The sequence below is a fragment of the Chryseobacterium oncorhynchi genome (genome assembly GCF_002899895.1).
Classification (GTDB): Bacteria; Bacteroidota; Bacteroidia; order Flavobacteriales; family Weeksellaceae; genus Chryseobacterium; species Chryseobacterium oncorhynchi.
Window position 1 is genome coordinate 477522 of record NZ_PPEI02000002.1, and the last position, 25689, is coordinate 503210.

The following is a 25689-nucleotide window of genomic DNA, read 5'->3' on the forward strand; positions in this document are numbered from 1 at the left end:
AACACTTCCTTTATGAGAATAATCATCGCTTTTTCCCTGATCCTATCCAATCTGTTTTGTGCACAGATCAAGGTTCCTGATGATTATAAAAAAATTCCTGATATTCTGGATACTACAGACTATCTCTATCCTTTTATTGTACCCGATAAAGAATATGAATACTGGAGAGTGCTAACCAATGACATTGACTTTGAAAAGGCAATAGTGTATGAGAGCCAGGCACCTGATTTTATGACAATCAATGAACCCGTTCCTGAAAAAGGTTTTTTTCAGAAATGTGTTGGCAACAATTGTTTCACCTATATTCTTGCGTGTAAAAAAGACAGATCTGTTTATTTTTCCAATGAACAGCAATTGAGAGATTTTATAGGAACAGTCGATAATCTTCCGGAAGCCATTTTACTGGCTAGAACCTACGGCTACTCAATTGATCCAAAAAACAAATTTACAGGTTCTTATAAAATTGAAAACAACCGTATTTACCTGTATGGCTTACAGTCTAAAGGATGCCCTGCTACCAAAGAATCTTTTTTGATTACGATCAACAGAAAAACCGGAAAGCTGGAAGCTAAAAGCAATGGGATCTATTCCAAAAACGAAGATTGTGCAGCTTTATAATAAAAGCTGTCATCTGTTGGAAAATCGCAAGGACGCAAGGATTTTATCTTCGATAAAATTTATAATTTGATGCACTATATAAGCTCTTTGATTTTCTTGTGTCTTAAAAAGACATTATAGTATAATAAGCCGTCTTTTACACCCTCGCAATTTTTCAACAAACTTTATTTTAAATATTAACAGCTCCTTGTCCAGACGCTATTAAATAAGCTTCCTTCAAGGTTTCAGAATAAGTAGGATGCGCATAAGAGATACGGAACATATCTTCTGCGGTCACTTCATATTCCTGAGCAATTACTCCTTGCGCAATAAGATCAGCAGCCCTTGCCCCAATAATATGCACCCCCAGAACCTCTCCATACTTCGGATCAACAAGCACTTTGGCAAAACCATCTGTATCCATTGAAGCTCTTGCCCTTGCACTGGCCGAAAATGGAAACTTTCCTACATTATAGGCTATATTATTCTTTTTCAGATACTCTTCAGTATATCCAACGGATGCTACCTCAGGCCAGGTATATACAACAGAAGGAATTCTATCATAATGGATATGGTGCTTCTGCCCGTTAATAGTCTCTGCAACCAGAACGCCCTCTTCTTCCGCCTTATGAGCCAACATGGCACCACCAATCACATCCCCAATAGCATAGATATTAGAAACAGCGGTTCGGTTATTTTCATCTACTTTAATAAATCCTCGCTCATCTAACTTTACCTCTGTATTTTCCAGGCCTAATCCTTTTACATAAGGACTTCTTCCGACAGCTACCAAAATATAATCTGCTTGGAGCTCATGAGCTGCACCATTTTTATCCTTAAAAAATACCTTGGCAACAGAATCTGAACTCTCAGTTTTATAAACAGCCTGATTGAGACGAATATCAATTCCCTCTTTTTTAAGTATTTTCTGAAGATTTTTCCCCAGTTCATGATCCATTCCAGCAATCAAATGGTCTGCATACTCAAGAATTGTCACCTGTGTTCCGATACGGCTGAAGATAGACGCCATTTCCACTCCAATCACTCCACCTCCAATAATAATCATAGTTTCAGGCTTTTCCTTTAAGGATAATGCCTCAGTAGAAGTAATGATTCTTTTCTTATCAATTTCTACCCCAGGAATGGTTGATGGTTTTGAACCCGTTGCTATGATGTAATTGTTGGCAGTAATCTCATGGGATTCTGTTTCATTAATAATATTTATAGTGGAATTATTGATGAAGCTTGCTGTGCCTTTCAAGCGGGTAATTTTATTTTTACTCATTAGAAAATCAAGGCCACTCGTGTTTTTTCCAACAACTTCAGATTTTCGCTTGTACATCTGGGGAAAATCGAGTTCTACTCTATCTACCTTAATTCCGTGGTCTTTAAATTTATGATGCGCATCTGCATAATGATGAGTACTATCCAGCAAAGCCTTTGTCGGAATGCACCCAACATTGGTACAGGTTCCACCCAAAGTATCATATTTTTCTATAATCACAGTTTTGTAACCAAGCTGTGCGCTTCTTATGGCAGCAACATATCCACCAGGTCCAGAGCCGATTACGGCAACATCATAATTTCCCATTGATTTATTAATTATTTATGATTAAATTTACTTGCAAAATAAAAGTAAATTTAAAACAAATACTTTCATTTTGCAAGTAATATTTTTAAAATTAAAATAATGGGTAAAAAAAGATCAGACTGCCCCATCAGTTGCTCCTTAGAAATATGGGGTGATAAATGGTCACTCTTAATCATTCGTGATCTAATGATTAAAAAAGAATGTACTTATGGAGAATTTTTAAAAGCTGATGAAAAAATTGCAACCAATATTTTGGCAACACGGCTTCAAACGCTCCTGGAAAATGGAATTATAACTAAAAAGGATCATCCTGATAATAAATTGAAAATCCTCTATCATCTTACAGAAAAAGGAATTGATCTGGTTCCTGTCATTGTGGAAATCAATCTTTGGGGGCACAAATATCTAACGATTCCGGATGACAGAAAGAAATTATTGGAGGATATTAAAAAAGATAAGATAGATTTCATCAAAAGAGCAAAAACCTATCTTTCCGATAATCCTACCTCATAATATTCAAGATAACAGACAACAGCCGCTGTTTTGTTATGAAATAAACCCTCAATAGCTTTCATTAAACTTAATGATAGCAATTTTAAAATTTCATTAACTCAATTTTCCTTTTTCATTCCGTAAATTTGGGTTAAAATAAATTTAGAACAATGCTTAATTTCGAACTTAAAAATCCAACAAAAATACTTTTCGGGAAAGGTGAAATTGCTAAAATTTCAAAAGAAATCCCTCAGGATGCTAAAATATTAATGATCTATGGTGGTGGAAGCATCAAAAACAATGGAGTTTATGATCAGGTAAAAGAAGCTTTAAAGAATCATGATCTTTATGAGTTTGGCGGAGTTCCTGCCAACCCTGAATATGAAGTTTTGATTAATGCACTAAGCTTCATTAAGGAAAAAAACATCAATTATCTTCTTGCTGTAGGTGGCGGATCTGTAATTGACGGTACTAAGTTTATCTCTGCAGCAGCCAACTACAATGGCGAACCTTGGGATATTTTAACCAAGCAAGTAAGAACCTTTGAAGGAGAAGGAATGCCTTTCGGAACTATTTTAACGCTTCCTGCAACCGGTTCTGAGATGAATTCAGGGTATGTAATTTCAAGAAGAGAAACCAATGAGAAGCTATCTTCGGGTGGTCCCGGACTTTTTCCTCAGTTTTCGGTTTTGGATCCTGAAGTAGTAAGATCTATTCCTAAAAATCAAATTGTAAATGGCCTTACAGATGCTTACACCCACGTGTTGGAACAGTATATGACGGCTCCGTCTTCTGCTGACCTCCAGGAAAGAATTGCAGAAAGTATCTTAATAAGTATTCAGGAAACAGCACCAAAAGTATTGGCAGATGATTTCGATTATGATGCAGCAGGAAACTTTATGTGGTGTTGTACAATGGCTTTAAACGGATTAATCCAAAAAGGAGTTATCACAGACTGGGCTGTACACGCCATGGGACATGAACTGACAGCTTATTTTGGTATAGACCATGCCAGAACATTGGCTATCATTGCTCCATCTCACTACCGTTACAATTTTGCAGACAAAAAAGGAAAGTTGGCTCAGTATGCTGAGAGAGTGTGGGGAATTAAAGATGGCACTATAGAAGAAAAGGCAGAATTAGGAATTAAAAAACTAGAAGAATTCTTCCACAGCCTGCATATCAAAACCAAGCTTTCAGAATATACAGAAGAATTTAAAGGTACTGCTGAAAGAGTGGAAAAAGCTTTTACAGACAGAAATTGGCTAGGTCTTGGAGAGTATAAGAAATTGACTCCTCAGGATGCTTCCAAAATTGTGGAAATGAGTTATTAAAAACTTCTTGAATAGATAATATATAAAAGCGGACTAAGGTTCGCTTTTTTTGATGCTTAATAACAAAATCTTTTAATAGTTTATCCTCACTCAATCTCATGATCTTTTAAATTATCTTATTTACAAACATTTGTTTAAAAAATCATGATTTCATTACAAATATTTCAAATTTATTTATATTTTAGCATATTCTTAAAATTTGTGAAAATGAAAAAACAACTACTTTTATTTGCCTTTTCTACTTTGGCATTAACTTCTTGTAACGATGATAACCTTCAAGCCTATGAAATGGACATAATGAAGGGAGATTGGAAAGAAGTGAAGAGAGAAGTAATTTCCGGAAAGGACAATAAAACAGTTCTTCAAACCGATGTTTTAACAGGATGTGCTACAAAAAACACTCTTTTCTTCAGAACAGATTTTTATATCAGCTACACGGGGTATGCCGGAACTGGTGCAGATTGTCAGATACTTGCAAAAAGCGAGGGGAATTATACATATGACCAAGAAACTAAAATTTTAGGTATCAAATTTGACAAAGAAGAAAGCATGAATTACAAAGTTGATATTCTGACAGGTCAAGACCTTAGGTTGGCACAACAATTTGGTAATTATGATCGAGACGGTGATAAAATACCGGATGTCACTTATATTACTTACAAAAGATAAAACCTAAACTCCCGCTGATCGGGAGTTTTTTATTACTTTTATCTCAAATTTTAAATCTGAAAATAATGAAGAAGATTCTAACGGCATTTCTATTGCTGTGTTTTACCATTGCCTTTTCTCAGGAAAAAAAACCAATGTTCTGGCAGGACATTCAAGAGTTTAAAAAGCTGGATCAGCAGAATCCACCACCCAAGGATGCCATTTTATTTTTAGGAAGCTCTTCCTTTACCAAATGGACAGATGTTGCTGATTATTTTCCAACTAAAACCATTATCAACAGAGGTTTTGGTGGTTCAAGGCTTACAGATCTCAATTATTTTGCTGATGATCTTTTAGCTCCTTATCAGCCTAAACAAATTATTATATATTGTGGGGAAAATGACTTTGCAGACAATCATCAGTTGAAAGCTCAAAAAGTTGTTAAAAGATATAAAACCCTTTACAAAAAGATCCGTGAAAGATTTCCTAATATTGAAGTGGATTATATCTCTATAAAATATTCTCCCAGCAGAGAAAAGCTTTGGCCACAAATGAAAGAAGCTAATAAAAGGATTGCAGCTTTTATGAAAAAGGAACCTAATGCTGAGTTTATTGATGTTACCAAGGCAATGGAAGATGCCAACGGAAATGTCAGAAAAGATATTTTTGTGGAAGATATGCTCCATTTTAAACCGGAAGGGTATCAGATCTGGACCAAAGTAATGAATCCTTACATGAAATAATCTATCATCATGATAAAAAAAAGACTCCCGATTGGGAGTCTTTTTTTATTATTTCTTTCTTTTCGATTTAGATATCGCTTTTTGTTGTGATCTGTTGGCTCCAAATTTCTTAGGTGCCTTTCTTTTCGATGGGCCACCCCAGTTTTCTTTAGTATTCTTCGTCTTTTTCTCATGGAAAGCTCCTCCTCCATCATTCAGTTTTACCTGAGCTGGGTTCTTCATCACCACTTCATCTTTCTCAGAAGCAATCTTATTAGGATTAATTTTCACGCCCTCTGGGAAGTCGTTAAACTTTAAATCCTTATCCATCAATAGCTCAATATCAAGAATTAAAGGCTCTTCTTTTTTAGTTACAAAAGTTACGGCCTTACCTTCTTTATCAGCTCTACCTGTTCTACCAATTCTGTGAATATATTGTTCTGGGATATCCGGTGTTTCAAAGTTGATAACGTGGGTAATATTTGAGATATCCAAACCTCTCGCCATTACATCTGTAGTAATCAAACCTCTGATTTCTTCATTTTCAAAGCTTTTCATCGCTTTAAGTCTATAGTTTTGAGACTTGTTGGAGTGAATCACGTCAAATTGCTCTGGAAAAAGCTCATCAATCTTCGTGAAAAGCAAATCTGCATGCTTTTTATTATTATTAAAAATCAATATCTTAGACATATCTGTCTTATTCTTCAATAAATGCTCAAGTAGATTGATTTTGGTATTGAAGTTTTCAACTTTATAGGCAGTCTGTTCGATTTTTTCAAGCGGTGTTCCTGATTTTGCCAATGAAATTTCTACCGGGCTGGCGAAATATTCATCCAACATATCATCTACAGCCTCCGTCATGGTTGCAGAGAAAAGGATATTTTGTCTCTTCTCTTTCATCATTTCAAAAATGTGAGTCAACTGTGGTCTGAAACCAAGGTTAAGCATTTCATCAAATTCGTCAATAATCAGCTTCTGAATTTCTTTTAGGGAAATTGCATTGTCTATGGAAAGGTCCATCACTCTACCCGGAGTTCCTACTAAAATATCACAACCATCATTAAATAATAACTTCTGGGTATTGATATTTTTTCCACCATATATTCCAATTACTCTTGCTGTAATATTTTCTGTCAGTTTCTCAATGATCTCGGTTACCTGTACTACCAATTCTCTTGTAGGAACAAGTACTAAAACAGTTGGATTTCCTGTTTTACTATACTTCCAAGTCTTTAAAACAGGTAAAAGATAGGCCAATGTTTTCCCGGTTCCGGTCTGTGCAATTCCCATTACATCTCTCCCGGAAAGGATCGGCTTTAAGCTTTTCTCCTGAATAGGTGTAGGCTCAAATAATTCTAAATCCGCTAAAACATCAAGAATTTTAACCGGCAGGTCAAAATCTGCAAAAGTGAGTTTTTCCATTTTGCAAAGATAGGTATTAATATGTAGAATTTAAAATCAGGTTTAAGAGGTAGCAGATGATAGATTTCAGGCAGCTTGTAACAGCTCTTCGATTGATATCATCACTCAATATCTAACCTACCATTTTTCTGACTTCTCATATCCAATTTACTTTCTTGTTACCCTCAACAAGAGTATCAAAACTAAAATAATTGAAAAAATAAATCCCAAGACTGCAACAACAGACAACTCTCCAATTCTTGGGCCTGATTCTGAAGTAAATACTATGGAGGTTGCTATAATATTTGCGCCCAGGATCATGGCTAAAATTAAATTGACAACACTGGATTTTATGAGCTGGTTTGTCTTTTCAATATTTTTAATTTCACTGGAAACTGTAAACTTATTTTCATCCAGCTTTTGAAGCACAGAACGAAGTTCCTTGGGAATTTCATCTACATTGTCTGTAAAATTCATCATTCTGTCCATACCCGTCTTTAGAAGATTCTTTGGACTGATTTTTTTTGTAAATATTTTTCGGGTATACGGGTGAAGACTTTTTACAATATCAAGATCTGGATTAATATTTCTTCCAACTCCCTCTATCAGACTGATTCCTTTAAATAAAAGATAAAAATAATCAGGCATATAAAGTCTGTTATCTTTTAAAATATCTTTCATTTTATTGATGATCACCTGAACGTTGATTTCCTGCAATGAGGAACTGTGAACAAAATTCAGAATATCTTCCACATCATTTTCAAACCTTCTTTCATCCGGAATTTCATAGCTTACGGCCATTTTCTTGAGAGAGCGAACTATTTTATGCGAATTTTTGGCAACAAAGCTTACGATCAGATTTTCAAGAATTTCTTTGTCATTCGGCTGTATCTTTCCTACGGCACCAAAATCTATAAAAACAATTTTTCCATTTTTTTTCACGAGAATATTTCCGGCATGCGGATCTGCATGAAAGAATCCATAGTCGAGGATCTGGGAAACAAAAAGTCGTAATCCAGCTTCAGAAACCTTTACTGGATCAATATTATTGGCTAAAAGAACAGATTTATCCGTCACCTTGATTCCATCAATGAATTCCATACAAAGAATATTGTTGTTGGAGAATTCATCATATACTTTGGGAACGTAGGTTTCTTTATTATTTTTAAAATTAAGACGAAACTGTTGAATATTATTCTTTTCGTTGATGAGCGATACTTCTTCCAGTAATGATCTTTCGAAAGTTGAAATAGCTTGTTTGAGATTAAGCTTCTCTCCTATTTCTGAATAGGCAGAGATTAATTTTTCAATATCCTTAATTAAAAGTAAATCATCTTCAATAACAGACTGTACATCTGGTTTTCTCAATTTTAAGATTACTGGACTTCCATCCTGTAAAACGGCTTTATAAACCTGTGCAATAGAAGCTGTAGCCAATGGTTCTTTCTGAATTTCCAAAAAATGGTCTTTCACTGAGATATTGAATTCGCTTTCCAAGGCTTCTTCCACATCCATGTCTACCATTTCTACTTTATCCTGTAGTTTCTGTAATTCTTGAATCAGCTCCGGAGGAAGTAAATCTTCTCTATTACTGAATGTTTGACCAAGCTTTACAAAGGTTGGACCCAGCTCTTCAAGAGCGAGTCTGATTCTTTCATAAACGGTACCTTTTGAAATAACCTCATCCGAATTTGAGGTTTCTTCCTGCTTATTTCCTCCATTCATTCTCGCCAACATGTCTTTAAAACCGTATTTACTTAGCACGGAAATAAGTCTGGCGGATCTCTTCAGTTTTCTTTGCTGCTTGTCAAACATAATGTATTAATAGTAAGTGCAATTTACTCCAAAAACCATTCCCAACTCTATTTTTATAAAAACACTTACTAAAAAACGACCAGAACACTGGTCGTTTTTCATATAATTAATCTTTAAGATTTACTCCGATAATTTCACATTACTTGCTTCTAATTTCCCTGTTTTTGCTCTAACGAGTTCAAATGAGACTTTCTGTCCTTCGGATAAAGTTGTTATTCCTACCACTTTTAAAGCAGAATAGTGAACAAAAATATCTACGCTGCCATCATCGGGGGAAATAAATCCATATCCCTTTGATTCATTATACCATTTAACGATACCTGTCATTTTTTTATATTATATTTTAGTGATTTTTAATTGAACCTATTTAGTTACCGTTTACTATTCTCACATTTTCTGCCTGAACTCCTCTGGGACCTTCTACGATACGAAATTCTACAACCTGCCCTTCTGACAGAAACTTTGAAGAATCAGCAATAGCTGAGTGATGGCAAAAAATAGCATCCTCTCTTCCTTCCGGAGTGATAAAGCCATAGCCTTTTTCAGCGTTATACCATTTTACAATTCCTTTTTGCATAGTTTTTAGTTTTTTATTAATGATTAAATATAATGATTTTAAAGAATACATTGAAAAATTAAACACATAACCAGTATATTACACAATAAAAAATAATCATAATGATAAAATTCAATCATTAGTGATAAAATTTAATATATTTTTCTATATTTACAGCGTACAAATATCAAAACAAATCAATAAAAGTATTACACTATGAAAAATCTACGTAACAGTAAACTTTCAAGAGAACAATTAAAAGGTATTGCAGGAAGCGGGGCACTTAACCCAATCAAAAACTGCACAACTGAATGTTGCCCTACTGACGGAAGACAAACTTGCCCTTGGCTAATGTGTCCTGATGTGGTTTGCCCACAGTATTCATAAAATACTCCATTAAATTTTAGGTAAAAAAAACAGAATGCAAATGCATTCTGTTTTGTTATTTAAGATAGGTTTCATAAAGGTCTTTTCTTCTATCCTTCATCACCTGAACGGAACCATTGTGATGGAGATCCTTTAATAAATTTAAATCTACATCTACAATTAATGTCATCTCTGTATTGGGAGTAGCTTCTCCTTTAACAGCATTGGATGGAAACGCAAAATCTGATGGTGTAAACACTGCAGCCTGTCCAAACTGAATATCCATATTATTTACTTTCGGAAGGTTACCTACACAACCTGCGATTGCTACATAGCATTCATTTTCTATTGCTCTTGCTGCAGCACAATGGCGCACCCTCATGTAAGCGTTTTGAGTATCTGTAAGGTAAGGAACGAATAGGATCTTCATACCCTGATCTGCCAGAATCCTTGGTAACTCAGGGAATTCTACATCATAGCATATAACAAGACCTATTTTACCACAATCCGTATCAAAAACCTTTATTTCATTCCCTCCTTTCATTCCGTAATACCTCTTTTCATTGGGAGTAATGTGAATTTTTCGATATTCATCTATACGTCCGTCACGGTGCAGAAGATAGCTTACGTTATACAAATCATTATTATCATGATCAAAAACAGGCATGCTTCCGGAGATAATATTCACATTATAACTGATGGCCAATTCTGAAATTTTCTTTTTGATGTCTTCAGTAAGTTTAGCCAGTTCTATCATACTATCTCTTTCTGAAAGTTTGTTGAAAGGAGCCAGCAACGGTGTATTGAACAGCTCCGGGAAAAGCACAAAATCGGATTTGTAGTCTCCCATTACATTCACAAAGAACTCCACTTGTTCATAAAATGCTTCTATATCTTTAAAATGTCGCATTTGCCACTGTACCAAACCGAGACGAATGATACTATCCTGCATGGTATTAGGACTTTTGCTGTAGTAAATATTATTCCACTGCAAAAGAACAGCGTTTTCATGTGAAGCTTCATCTTCAGGGAGATACTTTTTTAGAACCCTGATCGGAAGAAAATTATTAGAAAGCTGAAAAGATAAAACGGGATCATAAATCTCCTTATCTCTTACTCTTCGTATATATTCTCTTGGAGAAAGTTCGTGGCTGTATTTGTGATAATTCGGGATTCTCCCTCCAAGAACAATCGATTTTAAGTTTAATAATTCACAAAGTTCTTTTCGGGCATCATACAACCTTCTTCCGAGACGAAGTTCACGGAATTCCGGATCTACAAAGACTTCTATTCCATATAAAACATTCCCTGTGGATAAATGAGTATTAAATGTATAATTTCCTGTTATGTCACTATACGTATGATCGTCTCCAAATTCATCATAATTAACAATAATGGAAAGTGCCACGGCGGCTAGTTTTCCGTCTACGGTAATGCAGATTTGCCCATTGGGAAACATTTTTGTCAGTTTTTCAATACTTTTTTTGGACCAAATGGATTCCGACATCTGTGGATAAGCCCTTTTCATTGTTTCCGCCAATTCATTATAATCCTGAAGCGTCAGGTTTCTTGTATCTATTTGCATTTGATGTAATTTTACTTAAATTTAGTGAAAATAACCTGAACAACACCAATGGATCTATTTGGTTATTTATTTTTTAATAAGTAAAACATCACATAATACAACCATGAAACTCAATTTATTTCTCATTATAATCTTATTTTTTACAGGATGCAATAAATTAGAAAAGCAAGAAGTAAAACCATCAGAAGATAGCTTGATCTGGATGAAAGATTCTTTAGGCTGTATGGGAAAGCGAAGCTTTGAATTGGCTGAGAAACTTATTTTGGAAAATACATTGGAAAATAGTTCAACTGAAAAATTCAAAACGGTATTTGGAAAGCCCAACGAAACTAACGAGGATAGAGGTTTTACCAGTTTTACTTACTATGTAGAATCCATATGCAATCATGATTCGATTCAAAAAAATTCTGACAAATGCTTTGTAGTATTTACTTTTAAGCATAATAAACTCATTGATCACAACAATGCTTGTGAATAAATCATAAGGTTTTATATAGCAAATTATTTCAATAAAAAAATCCCACCCCAAATGGGCAGGATTTATATTTTAAACTTAGTTTCTTATTTCTGTGAACTGATCTCTCTAATGATCTCATACTTGCCATTAAAATAGTCCAAGCGGCATTCATATTGTTTTGCTTTTCCCGTTTTTATCAAAATCCCAATTACTCCACCTACTACTCCGCTAATCAATTGTACTGTTATTCCTCCAGAAAACTGTCTTTTACCATTTGGCAGCTCATGAAGTTTTGAAATGAAATAAAAATCTTCCGGTGTTTTTCTCATTGGATACAACTCATCGGCATAAAGCACAAAAGGTCTTCCTTGGTAAACAACAGCGTACGAATCTTTTTTTGCATTTTTCTTCTTTCCTTTATCATCCATATAAGTTACCTTGGTAATCATTCCTTGCTCCATTTGTATTTCATCAATTGGCTGATCAGGAGTTTGCATACTGAATGATTTATAATTTAGGTAAATCCCATCTGTAAGCTTTTGGTTAGTATACAAAGGTAGTCGTGATTTCGCTATTTTATCATAATTATTAATATCTTCTAAAGTATAAACCCTATTATCAATAGGACTGGCAGAAACGCTTTCGAATATCGAATTTTTGATATAGTCCAAAGACTGCTTTTCCATTTCTTTTGTAACATCCATTTTATACAAAACCAATGTAGTGTCAATTTTTTTAATCAGTTGGTACTGATTACCCTTACCTCCAAAGATCAATCCTTTAAAATCAAAATATCCGTACTGAGTAAAGTCAATGGTTACTTCCAGATAATTCAAATCTCTCAACTGGAAAAATAGCTCCTGATCTTTTGCAGAGCTTTTATCAATTCCTTTATCAAACATTTTGGTGAGCTGCTCTTCAAAACTCGGACTGAATTTGACCTTAGCTTTTCTATCGGATACTCCTTTCATTACTATCCCGAAATTTTCGGGATCAGGCCTTACATCCTGAAGCTTGATCTTATTATAATTGGAGTTGGAAATTGCCTGCGTAGGATCTGGCAGATTTAACTCTTCAATAATAAACTTTTTAGATTGAGCAAAGATAGAGGTTACTGTTAGAAGCAGTAAGAATGTTAACGTGTTTCTCATACATAATTTGTATACCGATGGATATATTATTAAGGTTATCCATTCTGATTAGTGTTTCCATGATTATTTATGCTAAATAAAGGTTTTTCTCAGAAATAATAAAAACATTTAACAAAAAATCCCACCCAAAAATGGGCAGGATTTATATTTTAAATTCAAGTCAAAAATTATTCCCACTCAATCGTTGCAGGTGGTTTGCTTGAAATATCATAAGCTACTCTGTTGATTCCTCTTACTTCGTTGATGATTCTGCTTGAAACAGTATCTAAGAACTCGTAAGGAAGTCTGCTCCACGTTGCCGTCATAAAGTCGATTGTATTAGCAGAACGAACTACAGCTGTGTATTCATAAGTTCTCTCGTCACCCATTACTCCTACAGATTTTACAGGAAGCAATACCACGAAAGCCTGAGATACTTTTTCGTAAAGGTCATTTTTGTATAATTCTTCAATGAAGATATCATCAGCTTCTTGAAGGATTCTTACTTTTTCAGCATCTACAGCTCCCAATATTCTGATTCCAAGTCCAGGACCTGGGAAAGGGTGTCTGTATACCATGTGATGAGGAATTCCTAATTCTTCTCCTACTCTTCTTACTTCATCCTTGAAAAGTTCTCTTAATGGCTCTAATAATTCGAAGTCCATATCTTCAGGAAGTCCTCCAACGTTGTGGTGAGACTTTATCACTGCAGATGGTCCGTTTACAGACTGGCTTTCGATAACGTCAGGATAAATTGTTCCTTGTGCCAAGAATTTAGCTCCCTCAATTTTGTGAGATTCTTCATCAAAAACATGGATAAATTCGTTTCCGATAATTTTTCTTTTTGTTTCAGGATCATCTACTCCCGCTAATTTCGTAAGGAATCTTTCTTGAGCATCAACCATTTTAATGTTCATATGGAAGTGCTCTCCATATTGGTCCATTACTTTTTTCCCTTCATTTTTTCTCAATAATCCTGTATCTACGAAGATACAAGTCAACTGATCACCAATAGCCTTGTGAATCAAAACCGCAGCTACAGAAGAGTCAACACCTCCGGAAAGACCAAGGATCACTTTATTGTCTCCTACTTTTTCACGAATTTCTTCAACTGTTTTTTCAATATAATTAGTTAGTTTCCAGTTTTTATCTGCGTTACAGATTCCAAAAACAAAATTTTCAAGCATTTTCCCTCCTTCTTCTGTGTGAGAAACTTCCGGGTGGAACTGAACACAGAATATTTTTTTATCTTCGTTGGAAATGGAAGCAATTACTCCTGATTTTGCGTTTAATTCAAAACCTGCAGGTAATTCTCCTACTTCATCGAAGTGGCTCATCCAAACAACAGAGTTTTGAGTTACCCCTTTTAATAAAGAGCTTTCTTTAATGATTTCAAGGTTAGCCTTTCCATATTCTCCTTTTTCTCCCTTGTCTACTTTTCCGCCTAAAAGGTGAGCTGTCATCTGCATTCCGTAGCAAATTCCTAAAACAGGAACTCCCTGCTCGTATAATTCTTTTTCAACCAGGTGAGCATTTTCTGCATTCACAGAACTTGGTCCACCGGAAAGGATAATTCCTTTTGGCTGTCTTGCTAAAATATCTTGTAAAGGCGTATTGTAAGGTAGGATTTCAGAATATACACCCATCTCACGGATTCTTCTTCCGATAAGTTGGTTGTACTGGGATCCGAAATCTAAAATAATAATACCGTTGTTCATTTTATAACTGATTTTTTTTAAAGATATCAGATTTAGACCTCAGATTTCAGGGTTTTATGCTGAACTCTGTAATCTTGTATCTGACACCTCATTTCTAATATTGACTGTGTTACAAAAAAAGACTTGGAATTTCTCCAAATCTTTTTTCATGATTTTTATTAAAACTTTCCGATGTCTTCTCTGTAGAAGCCGTAATCGAAATGTACGTGACCTGCGTCTTCGTAAACTTTCTTGCGGGCATCTTCGAAAGTAGCTCCTGTTGCTACAATGTTCAATACTCTACCACCGTTGGAAACCACTTTATCTCCTTTTCTGATAGCTCCTGCATATAATAGTTTACTGTGATGTACTTTATCTTCACCTGTAATTGCAAAGCCTGTTTCAATGTTTCTAGGATATCCTCCTGAGCACATTACAAGACAAACTGCTTTTTCGTCCTTAAACTTAAGCTCAATGTCTTTTCCTTCCATACAGTCTTGGATCACATCCAGAAGATTATTTTCCATAAGAGCCATCAATACCTGAGTTTCAGGATCTCCGAATCTCATATTGTATTCAAGAAGGTAAGCTCCATTTTTAGTTACCATCAATCCGAAGAAGATGATTCCTTTAAATCCGAAGCCTTCAGCCTTAAGACCTGTAATGGTTGGTTCTAAGATATTTTTCTCGAAATCTGCATAGTGCTCCTGAGTAAATTCCGGACTTGGCGCTACTGAACCCATACCTCCTGTGTTTGGTCCTGTATCTCCGTTTCCAGCTTTTTTATAATCTTTTGCAGCTACACAAGGGAATAGTTTTTCACCGTTTGAAAAAGCGATGATAGATGCTTCAAAACCTTGTAAATATTCTTCGATAACTAAACGGATACCAGCATCTCCATAGATTCTTCTGATCATGAAATCATGGATGGTAGCTTCAGCTTCTTCAAGGGTGTCACAAATAACAACACCTTTTCCACCTGCTAAACCGCTTGCCTTGATTACTAAAGGATACTCCTGTGTCTGCACATATTCTTTAGCCTCATTATATGAATCAAATACTACAGCTTTTGCTGTTTTGATATCATAGGTCTGCATAAATTTCTTAGAGAAAGCTTTACTTCCTTCAAGGCTGGCCACTTTTTGAGTGGGTCCGAAAACTTTAAGATCGTGTTTTTTGAACTCATCCTTTAAACCCGCAACTAGTGGAGCTTCAGGACCTACAATCGTAAGATCAACCTTTTCTTTAATAGCGAAATCTCTAAGTTCTTTGATTTCTGATAAATGAACATTTTTCCCTATTACATCGGTAGTAGCATTCCCGTTAGCAAAAAACATTTTAGAAATTCTTGAGTCATTCTGAAGCTTTGCCGCTAAAGCAGATTCTCTACCGCCTTCACCTATGATTAATATTCTCATACTTTATTTATTATCTAGTCTTATTTTACAAATATATAATTTTGAATGCTAAAAATACAATCCCTAATTATTTTTTAATTCTATTTTAATTAGTGGAAAAAGTGTCTAACACCTGTAAACATCATTGGGATACCGTGCTCATTTGCAGCTTCTACACTATCCTGATCTTTTACACTTCCACCCGGCTGAATGATGGCCTTAATACCTTCCTGAGCGCAGAAATCTACTACATCACGGAAAGGGAAAAACGCATCTGAAGCCAGTACTAAATCTCCTGTGAATTTTTCTTTTGCTCTTTCAATAGCCTGTTGTGTAGCCCAGATTCTGTTTACCTGTCCACCTCCGATTCCGAAAGCCTGAATCCCATTGGAAACTACAATAGCGTTTGATTTCACATATTTTACAACTCTCTGAGAGAAAAGTAGTGCTTTTTTCTGCTCTTCTGTAGGCTGAACTTCAGTTACCACCTTAATATCATCAGAGAAATGAGTATCGTTATCCTGAACCAAGATACCACCATCCACTTTCACCCATGTCTGCTTGTCTGAAACAGGGTTTACAATTTTGATGATTCTCAGATTTTTCTTTTTTCTTAAAACTTCAAGAGCTTCTTCATCGAAGTCTGATGCCATTACAATCTCAAGGAATGTTTTGTTCAATTCCTCAGCTGTAGCTGCATCTATTTTATAGTTCATAGCAACAATTCCGCCAAAGATGGATACCGGATCACATTCGAATGTTTTTTGGTATGTTTCCAATGCTGAAGTACCGATTGCAACACCACAAGGTGTAGAATGTTTTACGGCACAACAAGCCATTTCTTCTTTGAACTCCGTTACCACTTTCCAGCAAAGGTCCATATCACGAAGATTGTTGAAAGAAAGTTCTTTACCTCCAAGCTGTTCAAAGTCTTTCATTGCTCCATTCTCGAAAGTAGAAGCATAGTAAGCCGCTGTCTGGTGAGGGTTTTCACCATATCTTAGGTCAGCAACCTTTTTGTAAGAAGCATTTAAATAGGTAGGATATTCCTCATCTAAAAGCATTCTTGAAATAGCTGCATCATAAGCAGATGTAAGGTTGAATACTTTTCCTGCAAGCTTTTTACGGGTTTCGATGTAAGTATCTCCGTTTTGCTCCATTTCCAGTTTTACTGTTGTATAATCTTCTACATCAGTAATTACCGTTACAGAGTTAAAGTTTTTAGCTGCAGAACGAAGCATTGATGGACCACCGATATCGATAAACTCTACTTTCTCGTGTAATGAAATATTTTTATTTACATTTTCGAAGAAAGGATAAAGATTTACGATAACCATGTCAATCAGATCAATTCCGTGCTCCTGAACCGTTTTCATGTGCTCTTCGTTGTTACGAACAGCTAGCAATCCACCGTGAACTTTTGGGTGTAGAGTTTTCACTCTTCCGTCCAACATTTCAGGGAAATTGGTTACCTCATCAATCTGAATGGGATTTAAGCCAGCGTCTTTCAAATGTTTGAACGTTCCTCCTGTAGAGATCAACTCATAGTTCTGAGCTTCCAAAAACTGTGCGAACTCAATTAATCCGCTCTTGTCAGAAACACTGATTAAAACTCTCTTTTTACTCATTTTACTTTCAATTTTTTACTTTTTACAGCTATTTCAAACTGTGTCCGGGTCTTTCACCTCCGAACTTACTTTTATTTTACTTAGATTTTTTTTTATTAATTTAACAATGTATCAGTCTAGCAATGTAACAATATCATCAATACTGGTTGTTACATTAGTACATTGTTAAATTTATTTATTTCCCAGGACCTTATTGATCGCTATTGGAAATATTTCATATTCAATTTGATGAACTTTCTGAGCTAGTGTTTCAGGAGTATCATCCGCTGTTACTTCAAAAGATTTTTGAAGAATAGCTTCTCCCTCATCAATGCCCGGTGTTACAAAATGCACTGTTGCCCCACTCTCTACTTCTTTAGCTTCAATTACTGCATTATGAACGTTCATTCCCCACATTCCTTTTCCTCCGAACTTCGGAAGCAATGCGGGATGAATATTGATTATTTTACCATTCCAGTTCTCACAGAACTCAGATTTTAAGATGGATAAGAATCCTGCCAATACGATTAGATCTGTATCTTGTGGGATTGCCTTAGCCAATTCGCTGCTGAAGTTCTTTCCTCTTGGGATGAGTATATTTTCTATATTATGATTCTTTGCTCTTTCCAATCCGAAACATTCTCTGTCGGCAATTACCAAAGTTACTTTTGCATTCTGGATTTCTCCAGCTTCAATGGTATCAATGATTCTTTGCAGATTGGTTCCGGAACCGGATACGAGTACAACGATGTTCTTCATATTCTTGTAAAATGTAAAAAGTATTAATGTATTTATGACTTAAAATCAGAAATACTTTTTACGTTCATACATTTATTTATAGTGATAAATTAATTTTCTCTGCTCTTTCTGTGATCTCACCAATTTCGTAAGCATCATCTAAAAGGTGTAATACTTTTTCAGCATGCTCAACATCTACTACGATGATCATCCCAACACCCATATTGAATGTTCCGAACATTTCTTCACGAGTAACTCCACCTCTTTTTTCCAGTTCAAGCATTACACTTGGAATTCTGATTTTTGAACCGTCGATAGAAGCACAAAGCCCTTCAGGGATGATTCTTGGAACGTTTTCGTAAAGTCCACCACCTGTAATATGAGCAATCCCTCCTACTTTTACTTCTTCCAATACTTTATGAATATCCTTGAAATATAATCTTGTTGGAACTAAAAGGGTTTCATATAAAGGTTTTCCTTCAAACTCCTCTTCGAAGTTCGGGAATACTTTTCTTACTAAAGAGAATCCATTTGAATGGAATCCTGAGCTTGGTAATGCAATAATTTTGTTACCTGGTTTAATGTTGGAACCATCAATGATTTGGTCCTTTTCCACGATTCCTACACAGAACCCTGCAACATCATAATCTCCTGGCTGGTACATTCCCGGCATTTCAGCAGTTTCTCCACCAATTAATGCACAGTTGTTATCCTTACAAGCTTTCACCATTCCTAAAACGATCTCAGCTGCAATTTCAGAATCAAGTTTCCCACAAGCTAAATAATCTAAAAAGAATAATGGCTTAGCACCGTGACAAAGAATATCATTGGCACACATGGCGAAACAATCTACACCAATAGAGTCGTATTTTTTAGTATCCAAAGCTACTTTCAGCTTTGTTCCTACTCCATCTGTTCCTGAAACAAGAACCGGATTTTTATATCCTCCGATCTCATAGAAAGCACCAAAACTTCCCAAGTGATTCAATACATTGGAGTTGTGGGTTTCACCGACCGCTTTTTTGATCTTGTCAACCGTTTTGTATCCTTCTTCTTTGTCTACTCCTGCTGATTTGTAAGTGTTGCTCATGTCTGCTTAGATTTTTAGATTTCAGATTTCAGATTTCAGATTTCAGATGATTAATTGTCTTGCATCTGACGTCTTGTGTCTTCTTATCTTTTAATATTTCAATTACTTTTATACTCGATTTTAAAAAACAAAAAAGCCGACAATCTTTTCAGATTATCGGCCGTTATTTTATCTCAGAATTTCAGAGTCCACAATTTTCCCTTTATGAGAAAAACATTGTTTATAGGAGGTCTGAATTTTCATCTCTTTTCTTTTTGCAAAAATAGTAATTTTAAATGAATATTCAAATTCTATTTTTCAAGGATAGTTTCAATGGCCGCAATCTTCTTGATTTTTTCCTTTAATTCACTGTTTTTCTCTTCATTAGAAATTTTTTGTTCAGCTTTATCAAAGTTATCATTAAAGAAAGGAAGAGAGAAAGTTTCTACCACATTTCCACCGTGGAAAGGGAAACGCTTTGATGCTGCATCCAAAACTCCTGCACCACCTCTACCTCCCGGAGATGTAGCCATCAATAGCATTGGCACTTCATTCCACACTGTTCTGTCTTTGATTCTGGACACCCAGTCGAACACATTTTTGAATGCCGTAGAGTAAGTTCCGTTATGTTCTGCCAAAGCAACCAGCAATACGTTTGCTCCATCGATCTTAGCAGCAAAGTCATGAGCTTCCTGAGGCACACCACCTGCTAATTCTCTTTCATGTTTATAAATTGGCATTTCGAAAGGGTTCAGATCCACTACTTCTACTTCTGCATTTTCAAATAATGTTGATGCATAGGCTACCAGCTGTTTATTCATTGAAACGTCTGAATTACTTCCTGCTATTGCTAAAATTTTCATATGTAGTATTTATTTTTAAGTTATACCAAACCACCATTCACAAGAATTCTGTAAATCGTGATTTGATACTATTTTTAATTTTTAAGAATACAAATTTAGTTTTTTATTTAAGATAAGATGGCAATTCCATTGGGACTTCCATTAATAATATTTCGGTGTCTTCTACCGCTTCAATATTAAAACTTTGTGTATCCCAGATTCCCAAACCGTCTCTTTCATTAAGGACACGATCTCCTACTTTTGCACTTCCTTTTAAAACAAAAGCATAGACTCCGTTTCCTTTTTTGTTCAACATATAGTTTTTGCCATTTCCTTTTTTGAAGTTAGCCAAATTGAACCAGGCATCCTGATGAATCCAAACTCCATCATCATTTTTATTTGGAGATAAAATCTGTTGGAATCCATTAATTTTTTCTCCTTCTTTGATGCTTTTCTGGTCATATCTTGGTTCAACATTCAATTCTTTAGGAAAAACCCAGATTTGTAAAAATTTTACTTCTTCATCTTTATTCTTATTGTATTCACTGTGCATCACTCCGGTTCCGGCACTCATCACCTGAATTTCGCCTTTCTTGATTACCGCAGCAGTTCCCATTGAATCTTTGTGTTCCAAATCTCCCTCCAAAGGAATGGATATAATTTCCATATCTCTGTGTGGGTGTGTTCCGAATCCCATTCCCTGAGAAACGGTATCGTCGTTCAATACTCTTAAAACACCAAAGTTCGTTCTGTCGTTGTTTTGATAGTTTGCAAAACTGAATGTATGATAAGAGTTTAACCAACCATGATTAGCATGGCCTCTTGAATCTGCTTTATGATATACTGTTTTCATTTCTGTGATTATTTATAGTACAAATGTAAGGGATGTGATGATGAAAAAAAGTTGATGTAGGTTAAGAAAGGAACGAATGGTTTTCGAAAGGATAAAATTGCTAATAAATTAGATTACGCAAAGGCCCCATTGATTTATTCTTTATGCTTTTAAGACACAAGGATTTTATCTTTTATAAAATTTCAGGTTGGATAGTATTTTTTCTTACAGAGTGAGCGAATTGAGCAGATTATATAAGGTAGTTGTAAACATCTGCGAAATCTAAGAGAAATTATTATCCTATTTCAATGGGAAATTCTTATTTGTTTTTATAAAGTATAGTGGTATAATCCGTATTATAATTTCGTGTTTCTATATTTAGTTTATTTAGTAGTTCATCAGCATCAATCTTTATATTTTTCCAGATTTCATTGGTATCCAGAAACTCCCAATCCCAAATTTCCACAGGGATATCATCCACTTTCTGTTTAAAAATTAAAAGTTCGGACTTAAGAGACTCATCTATTAGTTTGTTTCTAAATACTGTTTCAAATAAAACCGGTAAAAATGCATAATCCAGTTCTTCATATAGCTCCGTTAATGGATCTATTAAAACCGGAGCCATTTCATCTAATTGTTCCACACTATAGGTATACAGAATTAGTGAGTTTATAATATTTGTATAATAAAAATTCACATGTTTATCATATTCAAGCAACTCTTCTTGGGTAAATCCAAGGTCATCGGACTTATTCGGTTCTTCAATCTCTGACATCTTTTATTATTTTGATTTAAATAAGTGATTAAAAATACTAATTTAATTAACCTATTGGGGTTTAACCTTTTTACAGAAGATTATAAATATAAATATGTTTTGGCTAAAGCCAATGGATTTTTCTTGAAATACAAAAGCGGGCTAAAGCCCGCTCCTATTAAATATTAATTCTATTATTTTTATCTTATAGATGCTATAATATTTTTAATTTCTCACTAAAAATGCACCTGTTTAATCTCCTCTTCAATTTCTTTAGGGGTTTCATTTTCTGATGTAACGAAAATCATGGTGACTAAAGCTCCGACCAGCATGCAAACACCTCCTACCACTACATAATCCATTGCCTGCTTACCAAAAACACCACTTACGATTGGTCCTCCAAATAAACCATTGATGATCTGCGGAATAACAATAAAGAAATTGAATATCCCCATATAAACACCCATTTTTCTTTGTGGAATTACCTCAATAAGCATTGCATAAGGCATTGCCAGGATACTTGCCCAGGCAAATCCCAGTCCGATCATTGAAATCCATAGATTGTTTACATCCTTGATAAAATACATAGAGATCAGTCCCAAACCACCACATAATAAGGCTAAAGCATGGGTTTGCTTTTTACCAATCCACTTTGCTATGGGAGTTAATAAAAAGGCAAAAGGTATTGCCCAAAGATTATACATTCCAAAGAGTTTACCTGTTAAGTCTCCTGCATCATTGAATGCTTTGGAGTGTGTATCCTCAGGAGAAAGTCCCATATGATGGGTTGCCAGCGCACTGGTTGTAAACACCCACATGGTAAATAATGCAAACCATGAGAAGAATTGAACAATTCCCAATTTTTTCATTTGAACAGGAATGGAAGCAAAGTCTTTGAATATATCTGAAAATTTTGATTTTTCTTGTTCTGTTTCTTTCCCGTCTTCAAACTCAGCAAATTCCTGTGGAGAATATTCTCTGGTCGTCATGATTGTATACAGAATGGATATAATAAGCAGTACAGCTCCCACATAAAAGGAATAAATTACGTTATCTGCAACAAACCCCTTGGGTGCTTCATTAGAAATCCCAAGCTTTGTCAACCAATCCGGCAAATAAGAACCTAGTACCGCTCCTATTCCGATCAAAATGGTTTGTACTGAAAATCCTATTGTTCCTTGATGTTTCGGAAGCATATCTCCAACCAAAGCTCTGAAAGGTTCCATAGCAATATTTACGGACGCATCCATCATAGCAAGGAAAATGACGGCTAATAACAAGGCATTTGCAGCAAACATCTGAGTTACAGAAGCTGCATTTGGAAGTAAAACCAATCCTATGGCACACAAAACAGCACCAATTAAGAAATAAGGTTTCCTTCTTCCTAATGGGCTCCAGGTATTATCTCCCATATGCCCGATAATAGGCTGAACGATTAAACCAGTAATGGGAGCAACCAGCCAGAACCAAGACAGTTCATGAACATCTGCTCCTAAATTACCCAAAATACGGCTTGCATTTCCGTTCTGTAGTCCAAACGCCATTTGAATTCCTAAAAATCCCATGCTCATATTAATGATTTGCAGCATGGAAAGATTAGGCTTTATTCTTTTCCCAGATGAACCATCTGCATATCTCCCGTCCATTACTGCCATTACGACTTCAATTTTTGGATTAATACATCTTCTATTGGTGCTTTTTCAACTACAACTTTATCTACTACATCATTCGGAACGGTCATAGAAAGAACGTATTGTTTAACTTTCCAGCTTCCATTAATTTTTTCTACAACACCTGAACCACGGCAAATTTTCATTTGAGTATCCAATAATTCATCAAACCAAGCCAGTTTTCCATCTTTACTGAAATAGATATTTCTTTTAAGAGAGGTAAAATTCCAGGTTTTCTTTTTATCGAAATGAGGTTTTGCCCAAACCATGAATTCTTTTTTATTCCAGATTTCAGTGGCATCAGTTCCTATAAATGTAGATTCGTCAGCAAAATAATTGAAATAAGTTGTATAATCTGCTTTTGCAGCGGCTACATTAAAGGCATCCAGCATTGTACCTATTTCTGACTTTTCTTTTTCAAATGCCTTTCCTGATTGTGCTGAAAGCATTGAAAATCCTAATAAAAACAGAATGAATGTATGGACAGTTATTAATTTTCTCATAGGTATTATTTATTTTTCAAGTTCAATGATTAATGAGGTTTTCGCAGGAATTGTTATATTATTTTGTAACATGAATTCTTTTCCTGAAATCACCTCTTTTCCTTTGGAGAACCCTTTTAATGACTCTTCAAAATATTTTAAGTCTAACGTTTGATCTTTTGTATTATTGTTGATAACAACCATTACACTTTCTTTATCATTATATCTGAAATAAGTAAAGACTCCATCTTTAGGAACGAAATTTTTAGTTTTCCCTGTATGAATTACTTCTTTACCTTTTCTCCAGTTCAGTAATTTCTGTGTAAATTCATAAAACTCTTTCTGCTCAGAAGTTTGTGCTGATGGATTGAATGCGTTTTGTTTATCTGATTTCCAACCTCCCGGAAAGTCTCTGCGAATATCTGCATCACCACCTTTTTTCTTATCACCACGCATTCCGATTTCCGATCCGTAATAGATCTGTGGAATTCCACGAACAGTTGAAATTAAGGTCAATCCCATTTTATAAACGTTTGGATCTGCATTGAAGATTTCATTCCATCTCTCAGTGTCATGATTTTCAAAGAATACCATCACATTATTAATATCCGGATAAAGGAAGTCGCTGCTAAAGGAGTCATAAAGCCTTATTAAACCGGTATCCCAATCTTGTTTTTCTTTAAAAGCTTTAGGCATGTCTCCAAACAGCATAAAATCCATTACAGATGGTAGATTAGAGTTATATCCCGCTGCTTCTCCTGTTTTGGAATTCTTTTGCCATGCGGAAATTTGCCCTGCGGTATACAACCATGATTCTCCTACGATATTGAATTTAGGATATTCATCAGTAATCGCCTTGGCCCATTTTGCCATTGCATCTTTATCATTGTAAGGATAGGTATCTACACGGAAGCCTCCCAATTCGGCATATTCTATCCACCAGATTGCATTTTGAGTTAAATATTTTAAAACCAGAGGATTTTTTTGGTTAATGTCAGGCATTGTAGAATCAAACCATCCATCCAGCGCATATTTTTTATCAATTTCTGAGGCATTGGTATCAAACTGTGTTGATGTTTTATAATTAGATCTTTTGAAACCATTCTCTCCCTCTTTGAACCAGTGAATCCAGTCTTTTGTAGGAAGATCCTTGATCATCCAGTGAGAAATACCCCAGTGATTGGTTACATAATCCATCACCAGCTTCATATTTCTTTTATTTAATTCTTTGGAAAGGCTTTTGTAATCTTCGTTGGTTCCGTAGCGGGAATCAATTTTATACAGATCTGTTTGGGCATACCCATGATAAGAATATACTTTTTCATTATCCTCGTTTACAGGAGTTAGCCAAACAGCTGTTGCTCCAAGATTTTGGATATAATCAAGGTTATTCATGATCCCACGCAAATCTCCGCCATGTCTACCGTTAGGCAAACTACGATCAACCTTTTCTGTCAGAGTTGGAACAGAGTCATTTTTTTCATCTCCATTGGCAAAACGATCCGGCATAATCAGATACATTACATCCTTTGAAGTATAGGATTCACGGTCTGCAGACCCCAAGTTCCTTTGTTTCAACTCATATGTATAGGAGCCTAGATTTTTTTTATCTTTTTTAATAGTAATTGTAAACTTCGGTACGTTGATTTCATTGGTATTAACCGTGATAAAAACATAGTTTGGATTTTCTACCTTTTGAATATCTTTAATTTGAATTCCGTCTGACAGACTGATTTCATTATTAGCAATCCCTTTTCCGTAAACAAGGATTTGAAGTTCAGGATTTTTCATTCCTTTCCACCAGAAAGCCGGCTCTACTTTTTCCAATACTTTTGATTGTGAAAAAGCAATTGAAGCAGCTGAAAGGGCAAAAAACATATATATTTTTCTCATAACTTAGTCTTCGT

25 protein-coding genes are annotated in these 25689 nt (G+C 35.2%); 7 read left to right on the forward strand and 18 right to left on the reverse strand.

Features of this window, described 5'->3' with window-relative positions:
- Window positions 1-12: 12 nt before the first annotated feature.
- Complete coding sequence (locus tag C1638_RS07830; protein ID WP_109619793.1) at window positions 13-618, forward strand: hypothetical protein; 606 nt, start codon at window positions 13-15, stop codon at window positions 616-618.
- A 169-nt stretch (window positions 619-787) separates the two neighbouring features.
- Here C1638_RS07830 and lpdA read toward each other — a convergent pair whose 3' ends face one another.
- On the reverse strand, window positions 788-2188 hold the full coding sequence (gene lpdA / locus C1638_RS07835) for a dihydrolipoyl dehydrogenase (RefSeq protein WP_109619795.1): 1401 nt from the start codon (window positions 2186-2188) through the stop codon (window positions 788-790).
- 99 nt (window positions 2189-2287) lie between these two features.
- Between lpdA and C1638_RS07840 the strand changes: the two genes are divergently transcribed.
- The 4 genes from C1638_RS07840 (at window position 2288) to C1638_RS07855 (ending at window position 5405) form a co-directional block, all read left to right on the forward strand.
- On the forward strand, window positions 2288-2701 hold the full coding sequence (locus C1638_RS07840; protein ID WP_109619796.1) for a winged helix-turn-helix transcriptional regulator: 414 nt from the start codon (window positions 2288-2290) through the stop codon (window positions 2699-2701).
- Window positions 2702-2850: 149 nt separating this feature from the next.
- Entirely contained in the window at window positions 2851-4014 is a 1164-nt protein-coding gene (locus tag C1638_RS07845) for an iron-containing alcohol dehydrogenase (RefSeq protein ID WP_109619798.1), read from the forward strand.
- Between the two features lie 207 nt (window positions 4015-4221).
- On the forward strand, window positions 4222-4683 hold the full coding sequence (locus tag C1638_RS07850) for a lipocalin-like domain-containing protein (RefSeq protein ID WP_109619800.1): 462 nt from the start codon (window positions 4222-4224) through the stop codon (window positions 4681-4683).
- A 65-nt stretch (window positions 4684-4748) separates the two neighbouring features.
- Window positions 4749-5405: a GDSL-type esterase/lipase family protein gene (locus C1638_RS07855; RefSeq protein ID WP_109619802.1), complete on the forward strand. Its 657-nt coding sequence runs from the start codon at window positions 4749-4751 to the stop codon at window positions 5403-5405.
- A 48-nt stretch (window positions 5406-5453) separates the two neighbouring features.
- On the opposite strand, the gene C1638_RS07860 is transcribed toward C1638_RS07855, so the two are convergent.
- From C1638_RS07860 to C1638_RS07875, 4 genes are all read right to left on the reverse strand, one after another.
- Window positions 5454-6806: a DEAD/DEAH box helicase gene (locus tag C1638_RS07860; protein ID WP_109619804.1), complete on the reverse strand. Its 1353-nt coding sequence runs from the start codon at window positions 6804-6806 to the stop codon at window positions 5454-5456.
- Window positions 6807-6953: 147 nt separating this feature from the next.
- Window positions 6954-8600, reverse strand: coding sequence for an ABC1 kinase family protein (locus tag C1638_RS07865; protein ID WP_109619806.1), 1647 nt, complete (start codon window positions 8598-8600; stop codon window positions 6954-6956).
- A 120-nt stretch (window positions 8601-8720) separates the two neighbouring features.
- The gene (locus tag C1638_RS07870) at window positions 8721-8927 is read right to left on the reverse strand and encodes a cold-shock protein (protein ID WP_109619808.1); all 207 of its coding nucleotides are present in this window, start codon (window positions 8925-8927) and stop codon (window positions 8721-8723) included.
- A 40-nt stretch (window positions 8928-8967) separates the two neighbouring features.
- A complete protein-coding gene (locus tag C1638_RS07875) occupies window positions 8968-9177 on the reverse strand; it encodes a cold-shock protein (protein WP_109620619.1) in 210 nt (69 codons plus the stop codon).
- 195 nt (window positions 9178-9372) lie between these two features.
- Here C1638_RS07875 and C1638_RS22290 point away from each other — a divergent pair, with 195 nt between their 5' ends.
- On the forward strand, window positions 9373-9543 hold the full coding sequence (locus C1638_RS22290) for a hypothetical protein (RefSeq protein ID WP_165826511.1): 171 nt from the start codon (window positions 9373-9375) through the stop codon (window positions 9541-9543).
- A gap of 55 nt (window positions 9544-9598) precedes the next feature.
- Here C1638_RS22290 and C1638_RS07880 read toward each other — a convergent pair whose 3' ends face one another.
- Entirely contained in the window at window positions 9599-11107 is a 1509-nt protein-coding gene (locus tag C1638_RS07880; protein WP_109619811.1) for a carbon-nitrogen hydrolase family protein, read from the reverse strand.
- 103 nt (window positions 11108-11210) lie between these two features.
- On the opposite strand from C1638_RS07880, the gene C1638_RS07885 reads away from it, so the two are divergent.
- A complete protein-coding gene (locus tag C1638_RS07885; RefSeq protein WP_109619812.1) occupies window positions 11211-11585 on the forward strand; it encodes a hypothetical protein in 375 nt (124 codons plus the stop codon).
- Window positions 11586-11668: 83 nt separating this feature from the next.
- On the opposite strand, the gene C1638_RS07890 is transcribed toward C1638_RS07885, so the two are convergent.
- From C1638_RS07890 to C1638_RS07945, 12 genes are all read right to left on the reverse strand, one after another.
- Window positions 11669-12715: a hypothetical protein gene (locus C1638_RS07890; protein ID WP_109619815.1), complete on the reverse strand. Its 1047-nt coding sequence runs from the start codon at window positions 12713-12715 to the stop codon at window positions 11669-11671.
- Between the two features lie 167 nt (window positions 12716-12882).
- Entirely contained in the window at window positions 12883-14412 is a 1530-nt protein-coding gene (guaA, locus tag C1638_RS07895; protein WP_109619817.1) for a glutamine-hydrolyzing GMP synthase, read from the reverse strand.
- Between the two features lie 158 nt (window positions 14413-14570).
- Entirely contained in the window at window positions 14571-15809 is a 1239-nt protein-coding gene (gene purD / locus C1638_RS07900; RefSeq protein ID WP_109619819.1) for a phosphoribosylamine--glycine ligase, read from the reverse strand.
- A gap of 89 nt (window positions 15810-15898) precedes the next feature.
- Complete coding sequence (gene purH / locus C1638_RS07905; RefSeq protein ID WP_109619821.1) at window positions 15899-17416, reverse strand: bifunctional phosphoribosylaminoimidazolecarboxamide formyltransferase/IMP cyclohydrolase; 1518 nt, start codon at window positions 17414-17416, stop codon at window positions 15899-15901.
- 171 nt (window positions 17417-17587) lie between these two features.
- Window positions 17588-18154 carry a phosphoribosylglycinamide formyltransferase gene (gene purN / locus C1638_RS07910; RefSeq protein WP_109619823.1) on the reverse strand — a complete coding sequence of 189 codons (567 nt, stop codon included), beginning with the start codon at window positions 18152-18154 and terminating at the stop codon, window positions 17588-17590.
- Between the two features lie 76 nt (window positions 18155-18230).
- Window positions 18231-19223, reverse strand: a complete 993-nt coding sequence (gene purM, locus C1638_RS07915) for a phosphoribosylformylglycinamidine cyclo-ligase (RefSeq protein ID WP_109619825.1) — start codon at window positions 19221-19223, stop codon at window positions 18231-18233.
- Window positions 19224-19513: 290 nt separating this feature from the next.
- Window positions 19514-20065, reverse strand: a complete 552-nt coding sequence (locus C1638_RS07920; RefSeq protein WP_109619827.1) for an NADPH-dependent FMN reductase — start codon at window positions 20063-20065, stop codon at window positions 19514-19516.
- A gap of 103 nt (window positions 20066-20168) precedes the next feature.
- Complete coding sequence (locus C1638_RS07925) at window positions 20169-20897, reverse strand: pirin family protein (RefSeq protein WP_109619829.1); 729 nt, start codon at window positions 20895-20897, stop codon at window positions 20169-20171.
- Between the two features lie 298 nt (window positions 20898-21195).
- Window positions 21196-21651 carry a hypothetical protein gene (locus tag C1638_RS07930; RefSeq protein WP_109619831.1) on the reverse strand — a complete coding sequence of 152 codons (456 nt, stop codon included), beginning with the start codon at window positions 21649-21651 and terminating at the stop codon, window positions 21196-21198.
- A 215-nt stretch (window positions 21652-21866) separates the two neighbouring features.
- Window positions 21867-23285, reverse strand: coding sequence for an MFS transporter (locus C1638_RS07935; protein ID WP_109619832.1), 1419 nt, complete (start codon window positions 23283-23285; stop codon window positions 21867-21869).
- Window positions 23285-23803 carry a nuclear transport factor 2 family protein gene (locus tag C1638_RS07940; RefSeq protein WP_109619834.1) on the reverse strand — a complete coding sequence of 173 codons (519 nt, stop codon included), beginning with the start codon at window positions 23801-23803 and terminating at the stop codon, window positions 23285-23287. The genes C1638_RS07935 and C1638_RS07940 overlap by 1 nt, the downstream gene beginning before the upstream one ends.
- A gap of 9 nt (window positions 23804-23812) precedes the next feature.
- Window positions 23813-25675, reverse strand: coding sequence for a glycoside hydrolase family 13 protein (locus tag C1638_RS07945; protein WP_109619836.1), 1863 nt, complete (start codon window positions 25673-25675; stop codon window positions 23813-23815).
- Between the last annotated feature and the right edge of the window lie 14 nt (window positions 25676-25689).

Bases quoted from the DNA above. Each gene is read 5' to 3' on its own strand.
- C1638_RS07830 (WP_109619793.1), top strand. From the start codon at position 13: ATGAGAATAATCATCGCTTTTTCCCTGATCCTATCCAATCTGTTTTGT.
- lpdA (WP_109619795.1), bottom strand. From the start codon at position 2,188: ATGGGAAATTATGATGTTGCCGTAATCGGCTCTGGACCTGGTGGATAT.
- C1638_RS07840 (WP_109619796.1), top strand. From the start codon at position 2,288: ATGGGTAAAAAAAGATCAGACTGCCCCATCAGTTGCTCCTTAGAAATA.
- C1638_RS07845 (WP_109619798.1), top strand. From the start codon at position 2,851: ATGCTTAATTTCGAACTTAAAAATCCAACAAAAATACTTTTCGGGAAA.
- C1638_RS07850 (WP_109619800.1), top strand. From the start codon at position 4,222: ATGAAAAAACAACTACTTTTATTTGCCTTTTCTACTTTGGCATTAACT.
- C1638_RS07855 (WP_109619802.1), top strand. From the start codon at position 4,749: ATGAAGAAGATTCTAACGGCATTTCTATTGCTGTGTTTTACCATTGCC.
- C1638_RS07860 (WP_109619804.1), bottom strand. From the start codon at position 6,806: ATGGAAAAACTCACTTTTGCAGATTTTGACCTGCCGGTTAAAATTCTT.
- C1638_RS07865 (WP_109619806.1), bottom strand. From the start codon at position 8,600: ATGTTTGACAAGCAGCAAAGAAAACTGAAGAGATCCGCCAGACTTATT.
- C1638_RS07870 (WP_109619808.1), bottom strand. From the start codon at position 8,927: ATGACAGGTATCGTTAAATGGTATAATGAATCAAAGGGATATGGATTT.
- C1638_RS07875 (WP_109620619.1), bottom strand. From the start codon at position 9,177: ATGCAAAAAGGAATTGTAAAATGGTATAACGCTGAAAAAGGCTATGGC.
- C1638_RS22290 (WP_165826511.1), top strand. From the start codon at position 9,373: ATGAAAAATCTACGTAACAGTAAACTTTCAAGAGAACAATTAAAAGGT.
- C1638_RS07880 (WP_109619811.1), bottom strand. From the start codon at position 11,107: ATGCAAATAGATACAAGAAACCTGACGCTTCAGGATTATAATGAATTG.
- C1638_RS07885 (WP_109619812.1), top strand. From the start codon at position 11,211: ATGAAACTCAATTTATTTCTCATTATAATCTTATTTTTTACAGGATGC.
- C1638_RS07890 (WP_109619815.1), bottom strand. From the start codon at position 12,715: ATGAGAAACACGTTAACATTCTTACTGCTTCTAACAGTAACCTCTATC.
- guaA (WP_109619817.1), bottom strand. From the start codon at position 14,412: ATGAACAACGGTATTATTATTTTAGATTTCGGATCCCAGTACAACCAA.
- purD (WP_109619819.1), bottom strand. From the start codon at position 15,809: ATGAGAATATTAATCATAGGTGAAGGCGGTAGAGAATCTGCTTTAGCG.
- purH (WP_109619821.1), bottom strand. From the start codon at position 17,416: ATGAGTAAAAAGAGAGTTTTAATCAGTGTTTCTGACAAGAGCGGATTA.
- purN (WP_109619823.1), bottom strand. From the start codon at position 18,154: ATGAAGAACATCGTTGTACTCGTATCCGGTTCCGGAACCAATCTGCAA.
- purM (WP_109619825.1), bottom strand. From the start codon at position 19,223: ATGAGCAACACTTACAAATCAGCAGGAGTAGACAAAGAAGAAGGATAC.
- C1638_RS07920 (WP_109619827.1), bottom strand. From the start codon at position 20,065: ATGAAAATTTTAGCAATAGCAGGAAGTAATTCAGACGTTTCAATGAAT.
- C1638_RS07925 (WP_109619829.1), bottom strand. From the start codon at position 20,897: ATGAAAACAGTATATCATAAAGCAGATTCAAGAGGCCATGCTAATCAT.
- C1638_RS07930 (WP_109619831.1), bottom strand. From the start codon at position 21,651: ATGTCAGAGATTGAAGAACCGAATAAGTCCGATGACCTTGGATTTACC.
- C1638_RS07935 (WP_109619832.1), bottom strand. From the start codon at position 23,285: ATGGCAGTAATGGACGGGAGATATGCAGATGGTTCATCTGGGAAAAGA.
- C1638_RS07940 (WP_109619834.1), bottom strand. From the start codon at position 23,803: ATGAGAAAATTAATAACTGTCCATACATTCATTCTGTTTTTATTAGGA.
- C1638_RS07945 (WP_109619836.1), bottom strand. From the start codon at position 25,675: ATGAGAAAAATATATATGTTTTTTGCCCTTTCAGCTGCTTCAATTGCT.